This is a genomic window from Pseudoclavibacter helvolus (assembly GCF_049707175.1).
Classification (GTDB): Bacteria; Actinomycetota; Actinomycetes; order Actinomycetales; family Microbacteriaceae; genus Pseudoclavibacter; species Pseudoclavibacter helvolus_A.
On record NZ_JBNAFM010000001.1, the window covers coordinates 292,035 to 310,210 of the forward strand.

25 protein-coding genes are annotated in these 18,176 nt (G+C 66.0%); all 25 read right to left on the reverse strand.

Annotated features, from left to right (window positions below):
• Positions 1 to 61: 61 nt before the first annotated feature.
• Entirely contained in the window at positions 62 to 319 is a 258-nt protein-coding gene (locus ACPYN9_RS01585) for an HPr family phosphocarrier protein (RefSeq protein WP_068479230.1), read from the reverse strand.
• Between the two features lie 271 nt (positions 320 to 590).
• The gene (gene glmM / locus ACPYN9_RS01590) at positions 591 to 1,955 is read right to left on the reverse strand and encodes a phosphoglucosamine mutase (RefSeq protein WP_424463320.1); all 1,365 of its coding nucleotides are present in this window, start codon (positions 1,953 to 1,955) and stop codon (positions 591 to 593) included.
• A 15-nt stretch (positions 1,956 to 1,970) separates the two neighbouring features.
• The gene (rpsI, locus tag ACPYN9_RS01595) at positions 1,971 to 2,456 is read right to left on the reverse strand and encodes a 30S ribosomal protein S9 (RefSeq protein ID WP_082775222.1); all 486 of its coding nucleotides are present in this window, start codon (positions 2,454 to 2,456) and stop codon (positions 1,971 to 1,973) included.
• Positions 2,457 to 2,482: 26 nt separating this feature from the next.
• Positions 2,483 to 2,926, reverse strand: coding sequence for a 50S ribosomal protein L13 (gene rplM / locus ACPYN9_RS01600; protein ID WP_424463322.1), 444 nt, complete (start codon positions 2,924 to 2,926; stop codon positions 2,483 to 2,485).
• 193 nt (positions 2,927 to 3,119) lie between these two features.
• Entirely contained in the window at positions 3,120 to 3,449 is a 330-nt protein-coding gene (locus tag ACPYN9_RS01605; RefSeq protein ID WP_424463323.1) for a hypothetical protein, read from the reverse strand.
• 35 nt (positions 3,450 to 3,484) lie between these two features.
• The gene (locus ACPYN9_RS01610; RefSeq protein WP_424463325.1) at positions 3,485 to 4,408 is read right to left on the reverse strand and encodes a tRNA pseudouridine synthase A; all 924 of its coding nucleotides are present in this window, start codon (positions 4,406 to 4,408) and stop codon (positions 3,485 to 3,487) included.
• 98 nt (positions 4,409 to 4,506) lie between these two features.
• On the reverse strand, positions 4,507 to 5,070 hold the full coding sequence (gene rplQ / locus ACPYN9_RS01615) for a 50S ribosomal protein L17 (protein WP_424463327.1): 564 nt from the start codon (positions 5,068 to 5,070) through the stop codon (positions 4,507 to 4,509).
• Between the two features lie 45 nt (positions 5,071 to 5,115).
• Positions 5,116 to 6,111, reverse strand: coding sequence for a DNA-directed RNA polymerase subunit alpha (locus ACPYN9_RS01620; RefSeq protein ID WP_104242647.1), 996 nt, complete (start codon positions 6,109 to 6,111; stop codon positions 5,116 to 5,118).
• Between the two features lie 149 nt (positions 6,112 to 6,260).
• Complete coding sequence (gene rpsK, locus ACPYN9_RS01625) at positions 6,261 to 6,659, reverse strand: 30S ribosomal protein S11 (RefSeq protein ID WP_068479244.1); 399 nt, start codon at positions 6,657 to 6,659, stop codon at positions 6,261 to 6,263.
• A gap of 42 nt (positions 6,660 to 6,701) precedes the next feature.
• A complete protein-coding gene (gene rpsM, locus ACPYN9_RS01630) occupies positions 6,702 to 7,076 on the reverse strand; it encodes a 30S ribosomal protein S13 (RefSeq protein ID WP_068479246.1) in 375 nt (124 codons plus the stop codon).
• 192 nt (positions 7,077 to 7,268) lie between these two features.
• Positions 7,269 to 7,382 carry a 50S ribosomal protein L36 gene (gene rpmJ / locus ACPYN9_RS01635; RefSeq protein ID WP_008361054.1) on the reverse strand — a complete coding sequence of 38 codons (114 nt, stop codon included), beginning with the start codon at positions 7,380 to 7,382 and terminating at the stop codon, positions 7,269 to 7,271.
• Positions 7,383 to 7,451: 69 nt separating this feature from the next.
• Positions 7,452 to 7,673, reverse strand: coding sequence for a translation initiation factor IF-1 (gene infA, locus ACPYN9_RS01640; RefSeq protein WP_066056559.1), 222 nt, complete (start codon positions 7,671 to 7,673; stop codon positions 7,452 to 7,454).
• 137 nt (positions 7,674 to 7,810) lie between these two features.
• Entirely contained in the window at positions 7,811 to 8,644 is an 834-nt protein-coding gene (map, locus tag ACPYN9_RS01645; protein ID WP_424463331.1) for a type I methionyl aminopeptidase, read from the reverse strand.
• Between the two features lie 45 nt (positions 8,645 to 8,689).
• The gene (locus ACPYN9_RS01650; protein WP_424463332.1) at positions 8,690 to 9,658 is read right to left on the reverse strand and encodes a hypothetical protein; all 969 of its coding nucleotides are present in this window, start codon (positions 9,656 to 9,658) and stop codon (positions 8,690 to 8,692) included.
• Positions 9,655 to 10,530 (reverse strand): hypothetical protein, encoded by an 876-nt coding sequence (locus ACPYN9_RS01655; RefSeq protein WP_424463334.1) that lies wholly within the window; start codon positions 10,528 to 10,530, stop codon positions 9,655 to 9,657. Before ACPYN9_RS01655 ends, ACPYN9_RS01650 begins: the two co-directional genes overlap by 4 nt.
• A 208-nt stretch (positions 10,531 to 10,738) precedes the next feature.
• Complete coding sequence (locus ACPYN9_RS01660; protein ID WP_424463335.1) at positions 10,739 to 11,896, reverse strand: CaiB/BaiF CoA transferase family protein; 1,158 nt, start codon at positions 11,894 to 11,896, stop codon at positions 10,739 to 10,741.
• 8 nt (positions 11,897 to 11,904) lie between these two features.
• Positions 11,905 to 13,077 (reverse strand): acyl-CoA dehydrogenase family protein, encoded by a 1,173-nt coding sequence (locus ACPYN9_RS01665; RefSeq protein ID WP_424463337.1) that lies wholly within the window; start codon positions 13,075 to 13,077, stop codon positions 11,905 to 11,907.
• 216 nt (positions 13,078 to 13,293) lie between these two features.
• Complete coding sequence (locus tag ACPYN9_RS01670; RefSeq protein ID WP_424463339.1) at positions 13,294 to 13,917, reverse strand: adenylate kinase; 624 nt, start codon at positions 13,915 to 13,917, stop codon at positions 13,294 to 13,296.
• Positions 13,914 to 15,272, reverse strand: coding sequence for a preprotein translocase subunit SecY (gene secY, locus ACPYN9_RS01675; RefSeq protein ID WP_424463340.1), 1,359 nt, complete (start codon positions 15,270 to 15,272; stop codon positions 13,914 to 13,916). The genes ACPYN9_RS01670 and secY overlap by 4 nt, the downstream gene beginning before the upstream one ends.
• 72 nt (positions 15,273 to 15,344) lie before the next feature.
• A complete protein-coding gene (rplO, locus tag ACPYN9_RS01680; RefSeq protein WP_424463342.1) occupies positions 15,345 to 15,818 on the reverse strand; it encodes a 50S ribosomal protein L15 in 474 nt (157 codons plus the stop codon).
• Positions 15,815 to 16,003: a 50S ribosomal protein L30 gene (gene rpmD, locus ACPYN9_RS01685; RefSeq protein ID WP_424463344.1), complete on the reverse strand. Its 189-nt coding sequence runs from the start codon at positions 16,001 to 16,003 to the stop codon at positions 15,815 to 15,817. The genes rplO and rpmD overlap by 4 nt, the downstream gene beginning before the upstream one ends.
• On the reverse strand, positions 16,003 to 16,680 hold the full coding sequence (gene rpsE / locus ACPYN9_RS01690) for a 30S ribosomal protein S5 (RefSeq protein ID WP_424463360.1): 678 nt from the start codon (positions 16,678 to 16,680) through the stop codon (positions 16,003 to 16,005). The genes rpmD and rpsE overlap by 1 nt, the downstream gene beginning before the upstream one ends.
• A 32-nt stretch (positions 16,681 to 16,712) precedes the next feature.
• Entirely contained in the window at positions 16,713 to 17,084 is a 372-nt protein-coding gene (gene rplR, locus ACPYN9_RS01695) for a 50S ribosomal protein L18 (protein ID WP_424463345.1), read from the reverse strand.
• A gap of 2 nt (positions 17,085 to 17,086) precedes the next feature.
• The gene (rplF, locus tag ACPYN9_RS01700) at positions 17,087 to 17,623 is read right to left on the reverse strand and encodes a 50S ribosomal protein L6 (protein ID WP_424463347.1); all 537 of its coding nucleotides are present in this window, start codon (positions 17,621 to 17,623) and stop codon (positions 17,087 to 17,089) included.
• Positions 17,624 to 17,629: 6 nt separating this feature from the next.
• Positions 17,630 to 18,028, reverse strand: coding sequence for a 30S ribosomal protein S8 (gene rpsH / locus ACPYN9_RS01705; protein ID WP_424463349.1), 399 nt, complete (start codon positions 18,026 to 18,028; stop codon positions 17,630 to 17,632).
• Between the last annotated feature and the right edge of the window lie 148 nt (positions 18,029 to 18,176).

The following is an 18,176-nucleotide window of genomic DNA, read 5'->3' on the forward strand; positions in this document are numbered from 1 at the left end:
TCAGTGTGACGGTTCCCGGGTTTCAAGAATTGGCCGAGCGGCCGTGAGCGCGCGCAGCGGCTCAAGCGTCGTGGTCGGTCTCCAGAAGAGCCACGAGCTGGTCGGCGACAGCCTCGTCGCCGTCAACGGAAAGGGTGATCTCGTCTCCCTTGGAAACGCCGAGCGACAGCACTCCGAGGATGCTGGCCGCATTGACGCTCTTGTCGCCCTTCGCGATCGTGACCGGGACACCAGCTTCGGTTGCTGCCTGCACGAAAATCGCGGCGGGACGTGCGTGAAGGCCGTGCTCCGAGGCGACGGTGATCTTGCGTTCGATCATGGAGAGCTCCTTAGGATTGGCGGGATTTCCGCGTGTTGAGCTTATCCACGCGGGAAGCTCCAGATGCGAGATTGTCACCAAAACTTTGCTTCGGTGTTTGTTTTCTCTGCACACTGGGATGCGCTCGCCTCGCGAAAGGCTCCCTGAGGGTGCCCGCCCCGAAGCTGAGAGGGCAAGGCGTGTCCCGTAGAACGAGAACGGGGTTCCGCGACACCACTGGTGTGGTGTAGCGAAACCCCGTACGTGGATGTGCGGTGTCGCGTGGATGCGCTCAGAGCGCCAGGCGCTCCCGCACGACGGCGGCGAGGGCGTCAGCGTGTCGCTGGGCCGTCTCCTGCTCACCGGCCTCGATCATCACGCGCACCAGCGGCTCGGTACCGGACGGTCGCAACAGCACCCGCCCGCTCTCTCCGAGCTCACTGGCGACCTGGGCCACTGCGGCCTGCAGCGGTTCGTCCGTTGCGCAATCTTCCTTGCGCACACCTGACACGTTGATCAGCACTTGCGGGTACACCCGCATCACTGACGCCAGCTCGGCGAGCGTCTTCCCCGTTCGACGCATCTCGGCTGCGATGTGCAGCCCGGTGAGGATGCCGTCTCCGGTCGTCGCGTAGTCGGTCAGGATCACGTGGCCCGACTGCTCCCCGCCGAGAGCGAGGCCGCGTTCGTTGAGTTCCTCGAGAACGTAGCGGTCGCCCACCTTGGTCTCGATCATGCGGATGCCGGCCTCGCGCATGGCGATCTTGAGACCCAGGTTCGACATGACAGTCGCGACAAGCGTGTCTTCACGCAGCGCTCCGCGACGACGCATGGAGACGGCCAGGATCGCCATGATCTGGTCGCCGTCAACGACGTTGCCGTCCGCGTCGATGGCGAGGCACCGGTCGGCGTCGCCGTCATGCGCGATGCCGAGATCGGCCCCGAGCTCGGTGACGGTGCGCGCGAGTTCGCCGAGGTGGGTCGAACCCACTCCGTCGTTGATGTTGAGGCCGTTCGGCGCGTTGCCGATGACGGTCACCTGTGCGCCGGCGTCGGTGAAGACCTCAGGCGAGACGCCGGCCGCAGCGCCGTGGGCGCAGTCGAGCACGACATGCAGGCCTCGAAGCGGTGAGGTGCCGTCTTCACGCAGAGGAAGACTCCGCAGGAGGTGCAGCGCATACCGGTCTTCTGCGTCGGCGAAGCGCTCGATGCTTCCGACCCCAGCGCCGGTCGGCGTGAGCTTCTCACCGTCGAGCAGCGCCTCGATCTGGTTCTCCAGATCGTCGGCAAGCTTGCGGCCGCCTCGAGCGAAGAACTTGATGCCGTTGTCAGGTGCGGGGTTGTGTGATGCGGAGATCATGACGCCGAAGTCGGCCTCGATCTCGGCAGTCAGAAACGCCGCAGCTGGCGTCGGGATGACCCCGGCGTCGAGCACGTCGACACCCGAGGAGGCGAGTCCGGCCGCAACAGCAGCTGAGATGAACTCGCCGGAGACCCGCGGGTCGCGGGCCAAAACAGCGCGAGGCCGCCGCCCGTGCTCGCGAGCAGATGTCGCGAGCACGATGGCAGCGGCCTGGGCGAGGCTGAGGGCGAGCTCGACCGTAAGGTGGTCGTTCGCAAGCCCACGAACCCCGTCCGTTCCGAAAAGCCTAGGCATTCGAAATGTCTGGACTTAGCGCTTCGAGTACTGAGGCGCCTTACGGGCCTTCTTGAGACCAGCCTTCTTGCGCTCCTTGACGCGAGCGTCGCGAGAGAGGAAGCCAGCCTTCTTGAGCTCCGGCCGGTTGTTCTCACGGTCGATCTCGTTGAGCGCGCGTGCGATGCCGAGACGGAGCGCGCCAGCCTGACCGGAGGGTCCGCCACCGGAGATGCGCGCGATGACGTCGTAGGCGCCGCCGAGGCTCAGGATGGTGAACGGGTCGTTGATCAGCTGCTGGTGCAGCTTGTTCGGGAAGTAGTCGGCGATGTCGCGGCCGTTGACCGTGATGGTGCCGGTTCCCGGAACGAGGCGCACGCGGGCGATTGCCTGCTTGCGACGGCCGACGGCTGCACCTGGAACGGTGAGCGCCGGACGAGGAGCCTGGACGGCTGCCTCTGCCTCTGGGGTTTCGGTCGAGTAGCTCTGCGGCTGCTCGATGGACTCTGCAATGGTTGCCACTGTGTTCTCTTTCCTAGCTCGGGCCGCTACTGGGCAACCTGGTCGAAGACGTACGGCTTCGGCTGCTGGGCTGCGTGCGGGTGCTCTGCACCTGCGTAGACCTTGAGCTTCTTGAGCTGGTTGCGTCCGAGCGTGTTCTTGGGGAGCATGCCGCGGATCGCCTTCTCAACGGCGCGCGTCGGGTGCTTCTCGAGCATCTCCGTGTAGGAGGTCGCCGTGAGGCCGCCCGGGTAACCCGAGTGACGGTAGGCGAGCTTCTTCTGGAGCTTGGAGCCCGTCAGCGCGACCTTCTCAGCGTTGATGACGATGACAAAGTCACCCATGTCAACGTGCTGAGCGAAGGTTGCCTTGTGCTTGCCGCGGAGCAGAGCTGCCGCGTGGGTTGCGAGACGGCCGAGAACGACATCAGTCGCGTCGATGACCACCCAGTCGTGGGTGATGTCACCGCCCTTTGGTGTGTACGTGCGCATGAATGTGCACCTTTCGTCGAAATGAGGAGGTCGTGAATCCCGCTCGGTCGTGATGGTTGCGTGTGCGCCTCCGAGAGGATTGCTCCCTGGGAGGCCCCTGCGCGAACGTCACAGTCGAGGGCTCAACTTCGAAGCCGACACCGGAGTGCAGACAACTTGAGAAGCTTACGTCAGCGGCCGCACATCCGCAACGTCACGCGGCAACCGGTGGGAAGCGCCGGGCGCGGATCGTCTTGAAGCGCGCGGCTGCGCCGAAGACGCCGACGATGAGCAGCGTACCAACTCCCCCGGCAATGAGCGAGGCAGAAAAGAAGAACGAGCCGAGGAGGAGATCGGGGTCGGTGGGGTCAAGCACCGGCAGACTCGCACTGAGCACCCCGTAGGCGAGAACCACCGCTCCCAGTCCCAATGCGACCCAGGCTCCGGCGACGACGGCGCGGGGCCAGAGCTTCGCGGTCACACTCAGCGCAATGAAGACGACGAGCGGCAGCGCCAGCATCGCGTAGCTGATGAGATCGACCATGTGTCCAGTCTGGACCCCCACCGCGTTCCTGGGAATCAGTCGAGCGATGTAGATCCCACCTCCAGCTGCGGAGACGCGACGAGGGACTCAACGAGTCGGAGTGCAGGCCGTTGCGCTCGCGTGACCTGCTGGCGTGCCGCGAGCTCATCTTCGGCGGGGTACCCGACGGCGGTGAGCGTGAGCCCCTTCGCAGACAGCACCGGGAATGCCCCGCTGCGCGCCGTGGCCTCGAGGAGGCCCGGCACGGCGGCGAGACGGAGACGCCCCGCGCCGACCTCTGCGCACATGCCGACGAGCGAGCGCACCATTGAGTGGCAGAAGGCGTCCGCTTCGAGCGTCGCGACTACGACGCCGTGCTCGTCCCTGACCCAGTCGAACCGCTGCAGGGTGCGAATCGTGGTCGAGTTTGGCCTGGGCCTGCAGAAGCCCGCGAAGTCGTGCAAGCCGATGAGTTCGTCCGCCGCGGTCTGCATGAGGCCGACGTCCAGCGACCGCGTCACGACGGCGGTTCGGTGACGCTCGATGGGGTTGGGCGGGGTGAGACGATCCGCGATGCGGAACTCATAGCTGCGTGAGACTGCAGAGAAGCGCGCATCGAATCCGGCCGGCGCCTGTCTGACGGCTGCGAGGACAACGTCGCTGTCGCGCCCGAGGACTCCATTGGTCCGCCTGAGGAGAATCTGCGCGACCTCGTCGTCGGACCGCCGCCGCACCTGCTCGATGGCCGCCTCGTCGAGGTCGAGGTGCGCGACCTGACCAGTTGCGTGGACGCCGGCGTCGGTCCTCCCGGCCACCGTGAGGAGCGGGCCGGGCGGGAGATCGCGGGCGACGAGGCGGATCGCCTCCTCGAGGGCACCCTGCACCGTCCGCAGCTCGGGCTGCGCCGCCCATCCGCTGAATGCCGTCCCGTCATAGGCGATATCCAGACGGAACCGCGTCGTGTTTCGTCCCTGCCCCATGGTTCCATCCTTCCGTACCGCGCGCCGTTTTCCAGCGACACGACGAAGCCCCCGAGCATTCCGCGTAGATGCTCGGGGGCGTGTCGTGTCAGCTACGACTACTTGGCGTCGTCAGCCTTCTCGTCAGCGTCAGACTCTGCTGCGTCGGCTGCCTCGGAAGGCTGCGTTCCGCCGTCTGCGGTGGGCTCGGAAGCCTCGGTGTCGCCAGCGGCCGTGTCGGTCTCGTCAGCGGAGACCTCGTCGACCTCAGGCTCTGCGGGCGCCGCGGCGGGCGCGGTCTTCACTGCGGAGGCCTTCGGGGTGACGGGCTCGAGCACGAGCTCGATGACTGCCATGGGGGCGTTGTCGCCCTTGCGGTAGCCGGTCTTGATGATGCGGGTGTACCCGCCATCGCGACCTTCCATCTGCGGTGCGATCTCCGTGAAGAGCTCGTGCACGACGGTCTTGTCGGTCACGATCTGCAGCACGCGACGACGTGCGTGGATGTCGCCACGCTTCGCGAAGGTGATGAGGCGCTCAGCGAGCGGGCGGAGGCGCTTGGCCTTCGTTTCGGTCGTCTGGATGCGCTTGTGCGTGTAAAGCTGCGCCGCGAGCGTAGCGAGCATGAGGCGCTCGTGAGCTGGGCCGCCTCCGAGGCGAGGACCCTTGTTGGGCTTAGGCATTCGTCATTCTCTTTCGTGTGAAGTCGGTCTGGCGGGTAGGTCTGTTTAGACGTACTCGCCGGTGTCGTCGCCGGCACCGTAGAAGTGAGCACCCTCGAACCCGGGGACCGAGTCCTTGAGCGAGAGGCCGAGTTCGGTGAGCTTGTCGCGCACCTCGTCGACCGACTTCTGACCGAAGTTGCGGATGTTCATGAGCTGCGTCTCGCTCAGAGCGACGAGCTCCGAAACCGTGTTGATGCCCTCGCGCTTGAGGCAGTTGTACGAGCGCACGGAGAGGTCGAGGTCTTCGATCGGCATCGAGAGCTCGTTGGTGAGGACGGCGTCGACCGGCGCTGGGCCGATCTCGATGCCCTCGGCCTGCTCGTTGAGCTCACGCGCGAGGCTGAACAGCTCGACGAGCGTGCGTCCAGCCGAGGCGATCGCGTCGCGGGGCGAGATGGCCGGCTTCGTCTCCACGTCCACGACGAGGTTGTCGAAGTCGGTGCGCTCACCGGCACGCGTCGCGTCGACACGGTAGGTGACCTTGAGGACCGGCGAGTAGATCGAGTCGATCGGTACCTGTCCGGCCTCGGAGAACTCGTTGCGGTTCTGGGTCGCCGACACGTAGCCACGGCCGCGCTCGATGGTGAGCTCGAGCTCGAACTTGGCATCGTCGTTGAGCGTCGCGATGACGAGCTCGGGGTTGTGCACCTCGACGCCGGCGGGCGCGGAGATGTCAGCTGCCGTCACTTCGCCTGCCCCGGTCTTGCGGAGGTAGGCCGTGATTGGCTCATCGTGCTCGCTGGAGACGACCAGCTGCTTGATGTTGAGGATGATCTCCGTGACGTCTTCCTTCACCCCTGGGATGGTGGTGAACTTGTGGAGGACGCCGTCGAGGCGGATGCTCGTGACTGCGGCTCCAGGGATGGAGGACAGCAGGGTGCGACGCAGTGAGTTGCCGAGGGTGTAGCCGAAGCCGGGCTCGAGTGGTCCGATCGTGAACTTCGAGCGGTTCTCGGAGAGGCTTTCCTCGGTGAGCGTTGGACGCTGTGCGATAAGCACTATGGGTTCCTTTCGGCAAAGTGTCCGCTATATGACACTTGGCGATTCAGCCGACGCACGTCGTCGACCGGGTGTGGAGTTCGAGCGGGGACGCCGAACATCCGCCACAAGGCCCTCCCTCACGGGAGAGCCTCGCAGCGGACGAGAGGCTAGACGCGGCGACGCTTCGGGGGGCGGCAGCCGTTGTGTGCCTGAGGGGTGACGTCGTTGATCGAGCCAACCTCGAGGCCAGCGGCCTGAAGCGAGCGGATCGCGGTCTCGCGACCGGAGCCCGGTCCCTTGACGAAGACGTCGACCTTCTTCATGCCGTGCTCCTGCGCCTGGCGGGCTGCAGCCTCGGCTGCGAGCTGCGCGGCGAACGGGGTCGACTTGCGCGAGCCCTTGAAGCCAACTCCACCGGAGGATGCCCAGCTGATGACGGCACCGGACGGGTCGGTGATCGACACGATCGTGTTGTTGAAGGTCGACTTGATGTGAGCCTGGCCCACTGCGACGTTCTTCTTGTCCTTCTTGCGCGGCTTACGAGCGGCGCTCTTTGGGGTAGCCAATGTTCTCTCCTACGAAATCTGCGGGCGCTGTCGCGGCGGCGACTAGCGTGCCTTCTTCTTGCCGGCGACCGTGCGCTTCGGGCCCTTGCGGGTGCGCGCGTTGGTCTTGGTGCGCTGGCCGCGCACGGGAAGACCGCGGCGGTGGCGAAGACCCTCGTAGCTGCCGATTTCGACCTTGCGGCGGATGTCAGCTGCGACCTCGCGTCGGAGGTCACCTTCTACCTTGAAGTTGCCTTCGATGTAGTCGCGGAGCTGAACGAGCTGCTCGTCGTCGAGGTTCTTGACGCGGATGTTTCCGTCGATGCCGGTGTCCTCGAGAGCCTTGAGGGCGCTCGTGCGGCCGACGCCGTAGATGTAGGTGAGTGCGATCTCGACGCGCTTTTCGCGCGGGAGGTCGACGCCTGCGAGACGTGCCATGGGATTTCTCCTGTGGGTTGAGGTGTGATGCACCAGCTGGGCCCCGGCCTCGGTCCGAAGGTGTCCCCGTCGTGGCGTTTCGCCCGCGGTTCTTACTGGTGCTGTTTCGTATTCAGTTGTGACGTCGGATGCGAATGCACCCTGAGGCGTCTCCCCCGTCGATCGTGACCGTGAGAGCTGAGCCCCGAGCGATTAGCCCTGGCGCTGCTTGTGGCGCGGGTTCTCGCAGATGACCATGACGCGACCGTGACGGCGGATAACCTTGCACTTGTCGCAGATCTTCTTGACGCTGGGGTTGACCTTCATTGAAGTTCCTTCTGTGATCGCTGGCCTCGTGCTGGGCAGACGTCTGCCCAGCCGTTCCTTACAGCGTGCCTACTTGTAGCGGTAGACGATGCGGCCGCGGGTCAAGTCGTACGGGCTCAACTCCACGATCACGCGGTCCTCAGGAAGGATGCGGATGTAGTGCTGACGCATCTTGCCCGAGATGTGAGCAAGAACCTTGTGTCCGTTCGAGAGTTCTACGCGGAACATTGCGTTGGGCAATGCCTCGACAACCGAACCCTCGATCTCGATGACGCCGTCTTTCTTGGCCATAGCCTCACTGTCGTTTGCTATTGAATGCACGCTGGTCGTGCGGATGGACGGTGGTTACGCGCGCGAAATCGCAACGCAAAAGACACCAAGCGTCAACTGTAGGTGGTCTTCCCGCGGAGTGCAAGTGCGAGCTATACTCACGCGCCGGCGGGCAGGGTCGGGACAACCCCGAACGGCGTGAGGCCGGCGGCTCCCCCGTCGTGTGCGGTCGACACCCAGATGCCGTCGTCGTGCACGAGGATCGTGTGCTCCCAATGTGCGCCGAGCGTGCCGTCCGCCGATCGCACGGTCCACTCGTCGTCGTCGATGACAACGTCCGGACCGCCGAGCGTGATCATCGGCTCGATGCAGATCGCCAGGCCGGGCTTGACCACGGGACCACGGCCGAAGACTCGAATGTTGTGCACGGTCGGCTCCTCGTGCATGCTGCGGCCGATGCCGTGGCCTGCGAAGTCCTCGAGAATCCCGAACTCACCTGACTGCTCGATCGATTCCTCAACGGCAGCGCCGACCTCGGCGAGGTGCCTGGCCGAGGCGAGCTTGGCGATTCCCGCCCAGAGCGAGCGCTCGCAAGCTTCGCTGAGGCGCCTGCCTTCAGCGACCGCCGTTCCGTCTGCCCCGTCGCCCGGCACGACGAAGGTCCGGGCCGAGTCCCCGTTCCACCCTTCGAACATCGCGCCAGCATCAATGGAGACCAGCTGGCCAGCCCGAAGAGGCGTGTCGTTCGGAATGCCGTGGACAACCGCATCGTCGACGGACGCGCAGATCGTGTGCCGGTACCCGGGCACCAGGGCAAAGTTGGGAACGGCTCCGTGGTCACGCACGACGCGCTCAGCGGTGGCGTCGAGCTCGAGCGTCGTCACGCCGGGGCGGATGGCTTCGGCAACCGCGTCGAGCGCAAGCGCGGTGATGCGACCGGCGGGCAGCATCGCCGCAAGCTCTGTCGGGGTCTTGTAGATGCTCTTGCGCATCCCCCGAGTCTACGACGAGCCATGCGGTTCCTCGCCTCGCGCAGGTCAGGGAATGTCGCCGCAGCGGCCCGTGATGAACAGCCAGAAGGTCCCGTCCGTCTCGTAGCTCAGGGAGGCGGTCTCGATGGTGTCACTCCGGAGCCCGTCGCCCATGATGGAGCTGGCGGTCGTGCCAATGTTCACCCCCTCCTCTCGCCACAGCGCCGCGATGCCGTCCATATCCACACCTGCAGCATCCACGGTGAAGCCGTGGCCGACGAAGTAGTGGTCGCCGGTCCGCGTCGCACCTCCGCAGATGCCCCGAGAGATCTCCATCCCGGGCGCCCCGACGTAGTCCACCTCGACGGTCTCTGCGGGGAAGAACTGCATGGTCTGCTCAGCGAGCCCGCGCACCGATGCCTCGCGCTCAGCAGTCGTCGCGGACGCCGCGAAAATCGGGCCATTGTCCGCGATCGGTGCAGGCGGCTCCGACGGCGTCAACGTCTCCACCGGCAACGGCGCATGGTCGCTGTGCTCGCTCCCCTGGGCTGCATCCTCAATCCCCGGCACCAGCACGGCAACCCCCGCGCTCGTGAGGAACAACGCCGCGATCACGAACGTTGCAAGCCCGGACACTCGAGCGACGACACGACCCGTCACGAGCGCGCCGGCCTGCAGCGCATACCCCGCCCTCCGCAGTCGATTCGACTCGCGCCCGGCGAGCGTCGCCAGCATGAGCGCTCCGGATCCGGATGCGCACACGAGGAAGAGCGCCACCAGCATGTTGACGAAGGAGCCCGGCTCGATCAGCAACAGCCAACTTGGCAGCGATGAGGAGCCCTCGAGCGCCCGCCGTGGCATCGCGGCACCGGAGCCCAGAATCAGCCAGGCGAGCGCGGCGAGCGGAACGCCGATGGTGAGGATGCAGAGAACGACGAGGAAGGGGCTCGTGTCCGTCTCCGCCGCCTGTCGGTCCTGATGAGGGAAGCGGGGGCCCGTGACCGGTGTCTCAGCCGGTCGCCCTGCCCAGCTCACTGGCCCTCCTGGTCTGGAAGGCAATGGCTCGTCACGGTGATGTTCAGCCAGCCCTGCGCGTCACCCCGCATGCGCACCTGGTCGATCGCCTGTGTCACCGGACCGTGCGCGAAGTTCGTGCCCATGGCCCGGTCGCGAGTGAGGCCACGCTCCTGCCAGAGCTCGATGATGCGCTGCTCGTCAGCGACGGTGTCCGGCCCCGAGACGCTCAGCGACACGACGTAAGCCGTTCCGCTCGCAGACGTCTGGTCCGGGACGTCGCCGGGCTGACCACCTGGCACACACGCGACGACCCCGGGTTCGGCGTCGAGAGGACCAACGAGGGGGTTCGGTGTCGGATCCTGCAAAAGATCCACCGTCGCGTCCCGCAACTCCGACACCCCCGAGCGGAGGTCAGCCGCGCTGAGGCTCGTCGTCGCCGGAGGCCACTCACCGGGCGGCGTCTCCGTCCACTGGTCAACTGCGGCCGGCTGGGGCTCCGGTTCGATGGCGAGCGGTGATTCCCGCTCGCTGAAGACTTCTCCGTAGTGTGCGGCGACCCGCTCCGCCTCGAATGTCCAGAACACCGTGAAGCCGAGGTGCACGGTGGCGAGGACACCCGCTGCGCAGGCCAGCCTGCGTGCCGTTGACGGAGCGCGTCGCAGCATCACAAGAAGAACCAACGCTGCAGCGAGGACGACGAGCGGCCAGGCGGCCAGCGTCAGCCCACGAACGAGGAAGCTCCCACGGAGCTGGAGGAAGTACTCAGCGCCATAGTCGTCTGGATCCCACCAGAACGACATGCCCGCCGCGATCCACGCCGTCACGCCGACGCCGAGCGACGCGACGAAGACGAACGCGGCACAGGTGTGCATCCACCTCGCTGGAGGCACGCCCGCGCTCGTGGGTTGCTGCTCTTGTCGCTGCGGCGACGCTTTCGCCGGCTCGCGCACTGTCGTCCAGGTCACAGTTCCCCCGCTCGGTCGTCCGCGATTCGCGGAGTTCCTGCGACGCTAGCCGGATGCCGCCTCCGGAGCGCCGAAGCAGCGACAACGCTTCGGCAACATCGCCGTTTCCCGGATCACAGTTGTGTAACCGGGACTAGGCCCACTCGACGAGTCCAGCAGAACCAAGATCCGGAGACGGGCTGCGATAGCGAGCCGGAGTAGCTGAGAGATGGATCGGGTTGGCCGTCGACCGGACATGCTCCCCCGGCGAGCCTCCTTCCCCTCCGAGCTCCACGACCGGTGCCAATCCGAGCGACTCCGCGAAGGCGAACGCCTCCGCGACATCGTTGACCAAACCGGCGGGGACTCGCGCGGCCGTCAAGAGTTCAACCCACTCGTGAGCATCCCGTTCGCCAAGTCGCGCAACAAGGAGCGCCCTGAGTTCAGTCCGGTGCTTCACACGGAGGTGGTTCGAAGTGAACCGGGTATCGCTCGCCAAGCCCGAGCACCCAAGGGTTGAGGCGAGCGCAGCGAACTGGCGATCGTTGCCAACAGCAATCACCAGCGGGCGGTCTCGCGCCTCGAACAGCTCGTACGGGGCGATGCTCGGATGCGCGTTGCCGAGCCGCGCCGGAGCTACTCCCGTAGCAAGTGTGCTCGACGCCTGATTCGTGAGCGCCGACAGCAGGGTCGTCATGAGGTCGACCTCGACACGCTGGCCGGTCCCGGAGCTGTCCCGTTCGCGGAGCGCAAGCAGGATGCCCGTCACGGCGTTCAGTCCGGTCAAGACGTCGACAAGGGCGACTCCCACCTTGCTCGGCTCACCGCCCGCTGGGCCCGTGATGCTCATCAGCCCGCCCACGGCCTGAACGAGCAGGTCGTAGCCGGGCAGCACCGCACCCCCAGCGGCCCCGAAGCCGGTGACCGAACAGAACACCACACCGCGGTTCGCCCGACGCACCGTCTCATAATCGAGCCCGAAGCGCGCCATGACGCCCGGCCTGAAGTTCTCGACCACCACATCGGCCTCACGAGCGAGGCGCCGAGCGACTTCGAGGTCCTCCTCGAGCGTGAGGTCGAGGACCACCGACCGCTTCCCGCGGTTCACCCCGCCGAAGTAGGTCGACTGCCCGCGCGCATCCACCGGGGGCGTCCACGCCCGTGTCTCGTCGCCGGTCGGCGGCTCGATCTTGATGACATCGGCGCCGAAATCGGCGAGCATCATCGTCGCGTAGGGGCCTGCGAGCACCCGCGAGAAGTCAGCGACACGCACGCCTCGAAGCACCCCCTCGGGGCCGGGAGCGGGCAGCATCAGCGCACCTACCTGAACGCCGGGATGCCGGTGAGCTTGTTGCCGAGCACCAGCGTGTGGATCTCATCGGTGCCCTCATACGTGCGCACCGACTCCAGATTGTTCGCGTGCCGCAGCGGAGAGTAGTCCAGCGTGATGCCGTTCCCGCCGAGGATCGTCCTCGCCTCTCTGGTAATCGCTATGGCCTCGCGAGTGTTGTTGAGCTTCCCTGCGGAGATGTGATGCGGCTGGATTCGACCGGCGTCTTTCAACCGACCGAGCTGGAGCGCGAGCAGATATCCCTTGTTGAGTTCTAGCGCCATGTCGACGAGCTTCTGCTGCGTCAGCTGAAAGCCGGAGAGCGCCCGGTTGAAGGGCTGCCGCTCTCCCGCGTACGACAGCGCCGCCTCGAAGCTGTCCCTTGCGGCCCCCATGACGCCCCAGGCGATGCCGTAGCGCGCCTCGTTGAGGCACTCGAACGGGCCACGAAGGCCTCGCGCCTCGGGCAGCCTGGCCGCATCAGGGACCCGGACATCATCGAGGACAACGTCGCACTGTACCGAGGCTCGCATCGACAGCTTCGGCGCAATCGGCGTTGCCGAGAATCCCTCGCTGCCCGTTGGCACGATGAACCCGCGAATCCCCTCGTCGGTCTGCGCCCAGACGATCGCGACGTGGGCGAGCGAGGCGAGGCCGATCCACCGCTTCGTGCCGCTGATCACCCAGTCGGTGCCGTCCCGGCGCGCAAACGTCGCCATCGTGCCCGGATCTGAGCCGGCCCCAGGTTCCGTCAGCCCGAAGCAGCCGATCACCGTGCCAGCGGCCATCTGGGGCAGCCACTCCTGCTTCTGCGTCTCGCTCCCGTGCTTCCAGATCGCGCTCATGGCAAGCGAGCCCTGTACCGAGACGAAGGTCCTGATCCCGGAGTCCCCCGCCTCGAGTTCCGACGCGACGAGGCCGTACTCGACGGCGCTGCGTCCCGCGCATCCGTATCCCTCCAGGTGCATGCCGAGCAGCCCCTCGCTGGCGAGCACTGGAATGAGGTCACGCGGGAACACCGCTTCTTCGTACCAGGAGGCGATGTGGGGCCGGATGTGCTCATCCACGACGGCACGCACGCGCTGCCGCAGCGCGAGTTCCTCCGCGCTCAGCAGCACGTCGAAGTCGACGAGGTCATGGGGCTCAGCCGTGGTCGAGGACATAGTGCGTCTCCATTCCTGGACAGCTCTGTCAGCAGGGTTCCGAGGCGTCGCCACCGGTCGCGGCGTCACCCTGGCAACGCTAGCCGACTCGTCGTGTGCCCAGCCAGGGACGAAACGTCCGCCACCAGGTCCGCGGTGGAGCTTCTGGCCCGCCTACGGCAACGACCCGCCCGGAGTGCTCCTGGCGGGTCGTTGCTGCGATGCAGCGGGGTGAGGCTACTTGCTGCTCAGACGGTGCAGTGGGTGCCGGAGGCCGCGCTCCTCGAGGGCGGCGAAGATGCGACGCCGCACCTCTTCGACGGTGCCGAAGCCGTCGACGCTGACCAGCACGCCGCGCGCGGAGTACGTCTCGAGCAGCGGCGCCGTCTCCTGCAGGTAGACGTTCTGGCGGTGCCGGATGGCTTCCTCGGTGTCGTCTGCGCGACCCTGTTCGAGCGCACGGCGGCGGAGGCGCTCGACGACGCTGTCGACCTCGACCCGAAGCTCGATCACGGCGTCGATCGCTGTGCCCTGGTCAGCGAGCAGCTGTGTCAGGAACGCCACCTGCTCGAGCGTGCGGGGGTAGCCATCGAGGAGGAACCCCTCCTTCGCGTCGGCCTCGGTCAGGCGGTCGCGGACCAGCTCGTTGGTCAGCGAGTCGGGAACGAGGTTGCCGCTCTCGATGATCTCGCGGATCTGGATGCCCAGGTTGGTGCCGTTCTTGATGTTGGCGCGGAAGATGTCGCCCGTGGAGATGGCCGGGATGCCGAAGGCCTCGGCGATGCCGGCGGCCTGGGTTCCCTTGCCCGCCCCGGGAGGGCCGACGATGAGCAGGCGGAAGGTCTGGTCGTGATGTGTCATCGGAGAAGCCCCTCGTAGTTGCGTTGTTGGAGTTGAGCGTCGATCTGCTTCACCGTCTCGAGCCCGACACCGACGACGATGAGGATGGATGCGCCGCCGAACGGGAAGTTGGCGTTGGCGTTCACCGTGGAGAGCGCGATGAGCGGGATGAGGGCGAGCACACCGAGGTAGAGCGAACCCGGGAAGGTGATGCGCGTGAGCACGAAGTTCAGGTACTCGGCGGTCGGACGCCCGGCACGGATGCCCGGCACGAACCCGCCGTGCTTGCGCATGTTCTCCGCGACTTCCTCTGGGTTGAAGGCGATCGCCACGTAGAAGTAGGTGAAGCCGATGATGAGGAGGAAGTAGACCGCCATGTACAGCGGGTGGTCGCCGGTCGTGAAGTTGTTCATGACCCAGGTGACCCACTCAGGTGGGGTCTCCCCTGCCGCCGGCTGGTTGAACTGCGCGACGAGCGCGGGCAAGTACAGCAGCGAGGAGGCGAAGATGACCGGGATCACGCCGGCCTGGTTCACCTTGATCGGGATGTAGGTGCTGTTGCCGCCGTAGGTGCGTCGACCGACCATGCGCTTCGCGTATTGAACCGGGATACGCCGCTGCGACTGCTCGACGAAGACGACGGCCATCATGATCAGCAGGCCGATCGCGATGACGATGACGAGCGTGGTCATTCCGCCGGTGCCTGCGGCGATGGCGCCGAAGGCCGACGGGAACGATGCGGCGATCGAAGTGAAGATGAGGAGCGACATGCCGTTGCCGACGCCGCGCTCGGTGATGAGCTCGGCCATCCACATGATGACGGCAGTTCCTGCGGTCATGGCCGCGACCATGAGCACGATGCGGACCATGTTGATGACGGCGTTCTCGGGCGTGGCCGAGGACTCGTTCAGCATGACGAGGACGTTCTCGCAGGCAGCGTTGCCTGTGCCGAACAGTGTTCCGGACTTTGCCACGGTGGCGAGCGTCGTCGCCTGAAGGATCGCCAGCGCGATGGTCAGGTAGCGCGTGTACTGCGTGAGCTTCGACTGACCGGCCTGACCCTCCTTATGGAGCGCCTCGAAGTGCGGGATGACCACACGCAGCAGCTGCGTGATGATCGAGGCCGTGATGTACGGCATGATGCCCAGCGCGAAAATCGACAACTGGAGCAGCGCACCACCGGAGAACAGATTGACCATGTCGTAGAGACCGGCCATCTGCGTTCCCGTGTCAAGGCACTGCTGCACGTTGACGTAGTTCACGAAGGGGCCAGGAACCGTGGTGCCGATCCGATAGATGGCGACCATAGCGAGCGTGAAGAGGATCTTGCGACGAAGATCCGGTGTCTTGAACACTCGTGCGACGGCACTGAACACTACGTTCCTGCTTTCATTTCTCGTGAAAGAGACAAGCGGGGGTCGGCAACCGCCGACCCCCGCTTGGAGTTGCTACTTGACGGAACCGCCGGCGGCAACGATCTTCTGCTCTGCGGAGCTGGAGACCTTGTCGACCGCGACGTTCAGCTTAACCGCAATCTCACCATTGCCGAGCACCTTGACGGGCTCGTTCTTGCGAACCGCACCCTTTGCCACGAGGTCAGCGATGGTCACATCGCCGCCCTCGGGGAAGAGCTCGGCCAGCTTGGAGAGGTTGACGACCTGGTACTCGACGCGGAACGGGTTCTTGAACCCGCGCAGCTTCGGCGTACGCATGTGCAGCGGCATCTGGCCACCCTCGAAGCCGATGCGCACCGTGGTGCGTGCCTTCGAGCCCTTGGTGCCGCGTCCAGCGGTCTTGCCCTTGGAGCCCTCACCGCGACCAACGCGCGTCTTGGACTTCTTGGCACCGGGAGCGGGGCGGAGGTGGTGGACCTTGAGCTGAGGCTCGGAGGTCACGTCCTTCTCGTTCTCGTTCTTGCTCATTCGGAAATCTCCTCAACTGAGACCAGGTGAGCGACTGTCTTGATGTAGCCGCGGTTCACCGGGTTGTCCGCCTTGACCACGGTGTGGCCGATGCGCTTGAGGCCGAGCGAGCGCAGGGTGTCGCGCTGGTTCTGCTTCTCGCTGATGACGGACTTGATCTGGGTCACCTTGAGATTCGTGGCCATCAGGCACCAACCTTCTGTGCTTCGGCTGCTGCCTTGGCCGCGTTGGCCTCGGCGCGCAGGATGCGCTGCGGGACGACCTGGTCGACAGGCAGGCCACGACGAGCTGCGACGGCGCGCGGCTCCTCGAGCTGCTTGAGGGCCGCGACGGTCGCGTGCACGATGTTGATCGTGTTCGAGGAGCCGAGCGACTTCGACAGGACGTCGTGGATGCCCGCGCACTCCAGCACGGCGCGAACCGGGCCACCGGCGATAACACCGGTACCTGCAGCTGCGGGACGGAGCAGGACGACGCCTGCTGCTGCCTCGCCCTGCACGGGGTGCGGGATCGTCTTGAGGACGCGTGGGACGCGGAAGAAGTTCTTCTTCGCCTCCTCGACGCCCTTGGAGATGGCCAGCGGGACCTCACGGGCCTTGCCGTAGCCAACGCCCACGAGTCCGTTGCCGTCTCCGACGACGACGAGCGCGGTGAACGCGAAGCGACGACCGCCCTTGACGACCTTGGAGACGCGGTTGATGGTGACGACGCGCTCCAGGAACTGGCTCTTGTCGTCGCGTGCGCCGCGGTCACGGCCGCCCTGGCCACGCTCGCCACGGCCACCACGACGGTTGTTGTCGCGGCCGCCTTCGCGCTGTGCCGACTCGCTCGACGCGGCCGTCTCAACGGGCGTGTCGGTCATGTTGTCGGGCGTGTTGGTGTCGATCTTCTCGGTCACAGGTTCAGCCCTGCCTCTCGTGCTCCATCAGCGATGGCCGCGACGCGACCGGCGTACTTGTTGCCGCCGCGGTCGAAGACCACGCTTTCGATGCCGGCGTCCTTGGCGCGTGCGCCGACGAGCTCGCCGACACGCTTTGCCTTTGCGGACTTGTCGCCCTCAAACGCGCGCAGCTCTGCTTCCATCGTGGAAGCCGATGCCAGCGTGACGCCCTTGGTGTCGTCGACAACCTGGACGAAGACGTGGCGCGCGGAGCGCGTGACGACGAGACGGGGACGCTGTGCGTCGCCGGAGACCTTCTTGCGAAGGCGGACGTGGCGGCGACGGGTCGCTGCCTGCTTGCTCTTTCCTCGAGTTCCGAGTCCCATGGTTACTTACCTGACTTTCCGGCCTTGCGGCGGATCTGCTCGCCCTCGTAACGCACGCCCTTGCCCTTGTAGGGCTCGGGGAGGCGGAGCTTGCGGATGTTCGCTGCGACCTCGCCGACAGCCTGCTTGTCGATACCGACGACCGTGAGCTTGTTGTTGCCCTCGACCTGGAACGAGATGCCCGCGGGGGGTTCAACGTTGATCGGGTGCGAGTAGCCGAGTGCGAACTCGACGCCCGAGCCCTTGGAGACGATGCGGTAACCGGTTCCAACGACCTCGAGCTTCTTGGTGTAGCCCTCGGTGACGCCGATGATGTTGTTGTTGATGAGCGTGCGCGTCAGGCCGTGCAGTGCACGCGACTCGCGCTCGTCGTTCGGACGCGTGACGAGAACCTGACCGTCTTCGAGCTTGACCTCGATGGGGTTCGCGACGACGAGTGCGAGCTCGCCCTTCGGGCCCTTGACGGTGACGTTCTGCGCGTCGATCTTGATGTCAACGCCGGCAGGGACGTTGATGGGGAGACGACCAATACGTGACATGACGGATTACCACACGTAGGCGAGGACTTCTCCGCCTACGCCCTTCTGCTCGGCCTGACGGTCGGTGAGGAGACCGGAGGAGGTGGACAGGATGGCAATGCCGAGGCCGCCGAGGACGCTTGGCAGCTCGGTCGAGCGCGCGTACACGCGGAGACCTGGCTTGGAGACGCGCTTGATGCCGACGATCGACCTCTCGCGGTTCGGACCGAACTTCAGCGAGAGAGTGAGGGTCTGGCCCACTCGTGCATCTTCGACCTTCCAGTCGGTGATGTAGCCCTCGCGCTTGAGGATGTCGGCAATGTGGGACTTGAGCTTCGAGCTCGGCATCGACACGGAGTCGTGGTGCGCCGAGTTCGCGTTGCGCAGTCGCGTCAGCATATCTGCGACGGGATCTGTCATCGTCATGATGAGTGCCTTTCGCCTGGTTTCGCGGGGGGGGGGCCCGCCCCCCCCCCCGGGGGGGGGGGGGCGGGGGGGGGGGGGGCCCCCCCCCGGGGGGCCGGGGGGGGGGGGGGGCCCGCCGGGGGGGGGGTTAGTGTTGGTGTGTGCTCGG

What these genes read in the sequence shown, in the direction of transcription:
- ACPYN9_RS01585 (WP_068479230.1), bottom strand. Translation starts at nt 319, where the DNA reads ATGATCGAACGCAAGATCACCGTCGCCTCGGAGCACGGCCTTCACGCA.
- glmM (WP_424463320.1), bottom strand. Translation starts at nt 1,955, where the DNA reads ATGCCTAGGCTTTTCGGAACGGACGGGGTTCGTGGGCTTGCGAACGAC.
- rplM (WP_424463322.1), bottom strand. Translation starts at nt 2,926, where the DNA reads ATGCGCACGTACACACCAAAGGGCGGTGACATCACCCACGACTGGGTG.
- ACPYN9_RS01605 (WP_424463323.1), bottom strand. Translation starts at nt 3,449, where the DNA reads ATGGTCGATCTCATCAGCTACGCGATGCTGGCGCTGCCGCTCGTCGTC.
- ACPYN9_RS01610 (WP_424463325.1), bottom strand. Translation starts at nt 4,408, where the DNA reads ATGGGGCAGGGACGAAACACGACGCGGTTCCGTCTGGATATCGCCTAT.
- rplQ (WP_424463327.1), bottom strand. Translation starts at nt 5,070, where the DNA reads ATGCCTAAGCCCAACAAGGGTCCTCGCCTCGGAGGCGGCCCAGCTCAC.
- rpsM (WP_068479246.1), bottom strand. Translation starts at nt 7,076, where the DNA reads ATGGCACGTCTCGCAGGCGTCGACCTCCCGCGCGAAAAGCGCGTCGAG.
- rpmJ (WP_008361054.1), bottom strand. Translation starts at nt 7,382, where the DNA reads ATGAAGGTCAACCCCAGCGTCAAGAAGATCTGCGACAAGTGCAAGGTT.
- infA (WP_066056559.1), bottom strand. Translation starts at nt 7,673, where the DNA reads ATGGCCAAGAAAGACGGCGTCATCGAGATCGAGGGTTCGGTTGTCGAG.
- map (WP_424463331.1), bottom strand. Translation starts at nt 8,644, where the DNA reads ATGCGCAAGAGCATCTACAAGACCCCGACAGAGCTTGCGGCGATGCTG.
- ACPYN9_RS01660 (WP_424463335.1), bottom strand. Translation starts at nt 11,896, where the DNA reads ATGCTGCCCGCTCCCGGCCCCGAGGGGGTGCTTCGAGGCGTGCGTGTC.
- ACPYN9_RS01665 (WP_424463337.1), bottom strand. Translation starts at nt 13,077, where the DNA reads ATGTCCTCGACCACGGCTGAGCCCCATGACCTCGTCGACTTCGACGTG.
- ACPYN9_RS01670 (WP_424463339.1), bottom strand. Translation starts at nt 13,917, where the DNA reads ATGACACATCACGACCAGACCTTCCGCCTGCTCATCGTCGGCCCTCCC.
- rplO (WP_424463342.1), bottom strand. Translation starts at nt 15,818, where the DNA reads ATGAGCAAGAACGAGAACGAGAAGGACGTGACCTCCGAGCCTCAGCTC.
- rpmD (WP_424463344.1), bottom strand. Translation starts at nt 16,003, where the DNA reads ATGGCCACGAATCTCAAGGTGACCCAGATCAAGTCCGTCATCAGCGAG.
- rpsE (WP_424463360.1), bottom strand. Translation starts at nt 16,680, where the DNA reads ATGACCGACACGCCCGTTGAGACGGCCGCGTCGAGCGAGTCGGCACAG.
- rplR (WP_424463345.1), bottom strand. Translation starts at nt 17,084, where the DNA reads ATGGGACTCGGAACTCGAGGAAAGAGCAAGCAGGCAGCGACCCGTCGC.
- rplF (WP_424463347.1), bottom strand. Translation starts at nt 17,623, where the DNA reads ATGTCACGTATTGGTCGTCTCCCCATCAACGTCCCTGCCGGCGTTGAC.
- rpsH (WP_424463349.1), bottom strand. Translation starts at nt 18,028, where the DNA reads ATGACGATGACAGATCCCGTCGCAGATATGCTGACGCGACTGCGCAAC.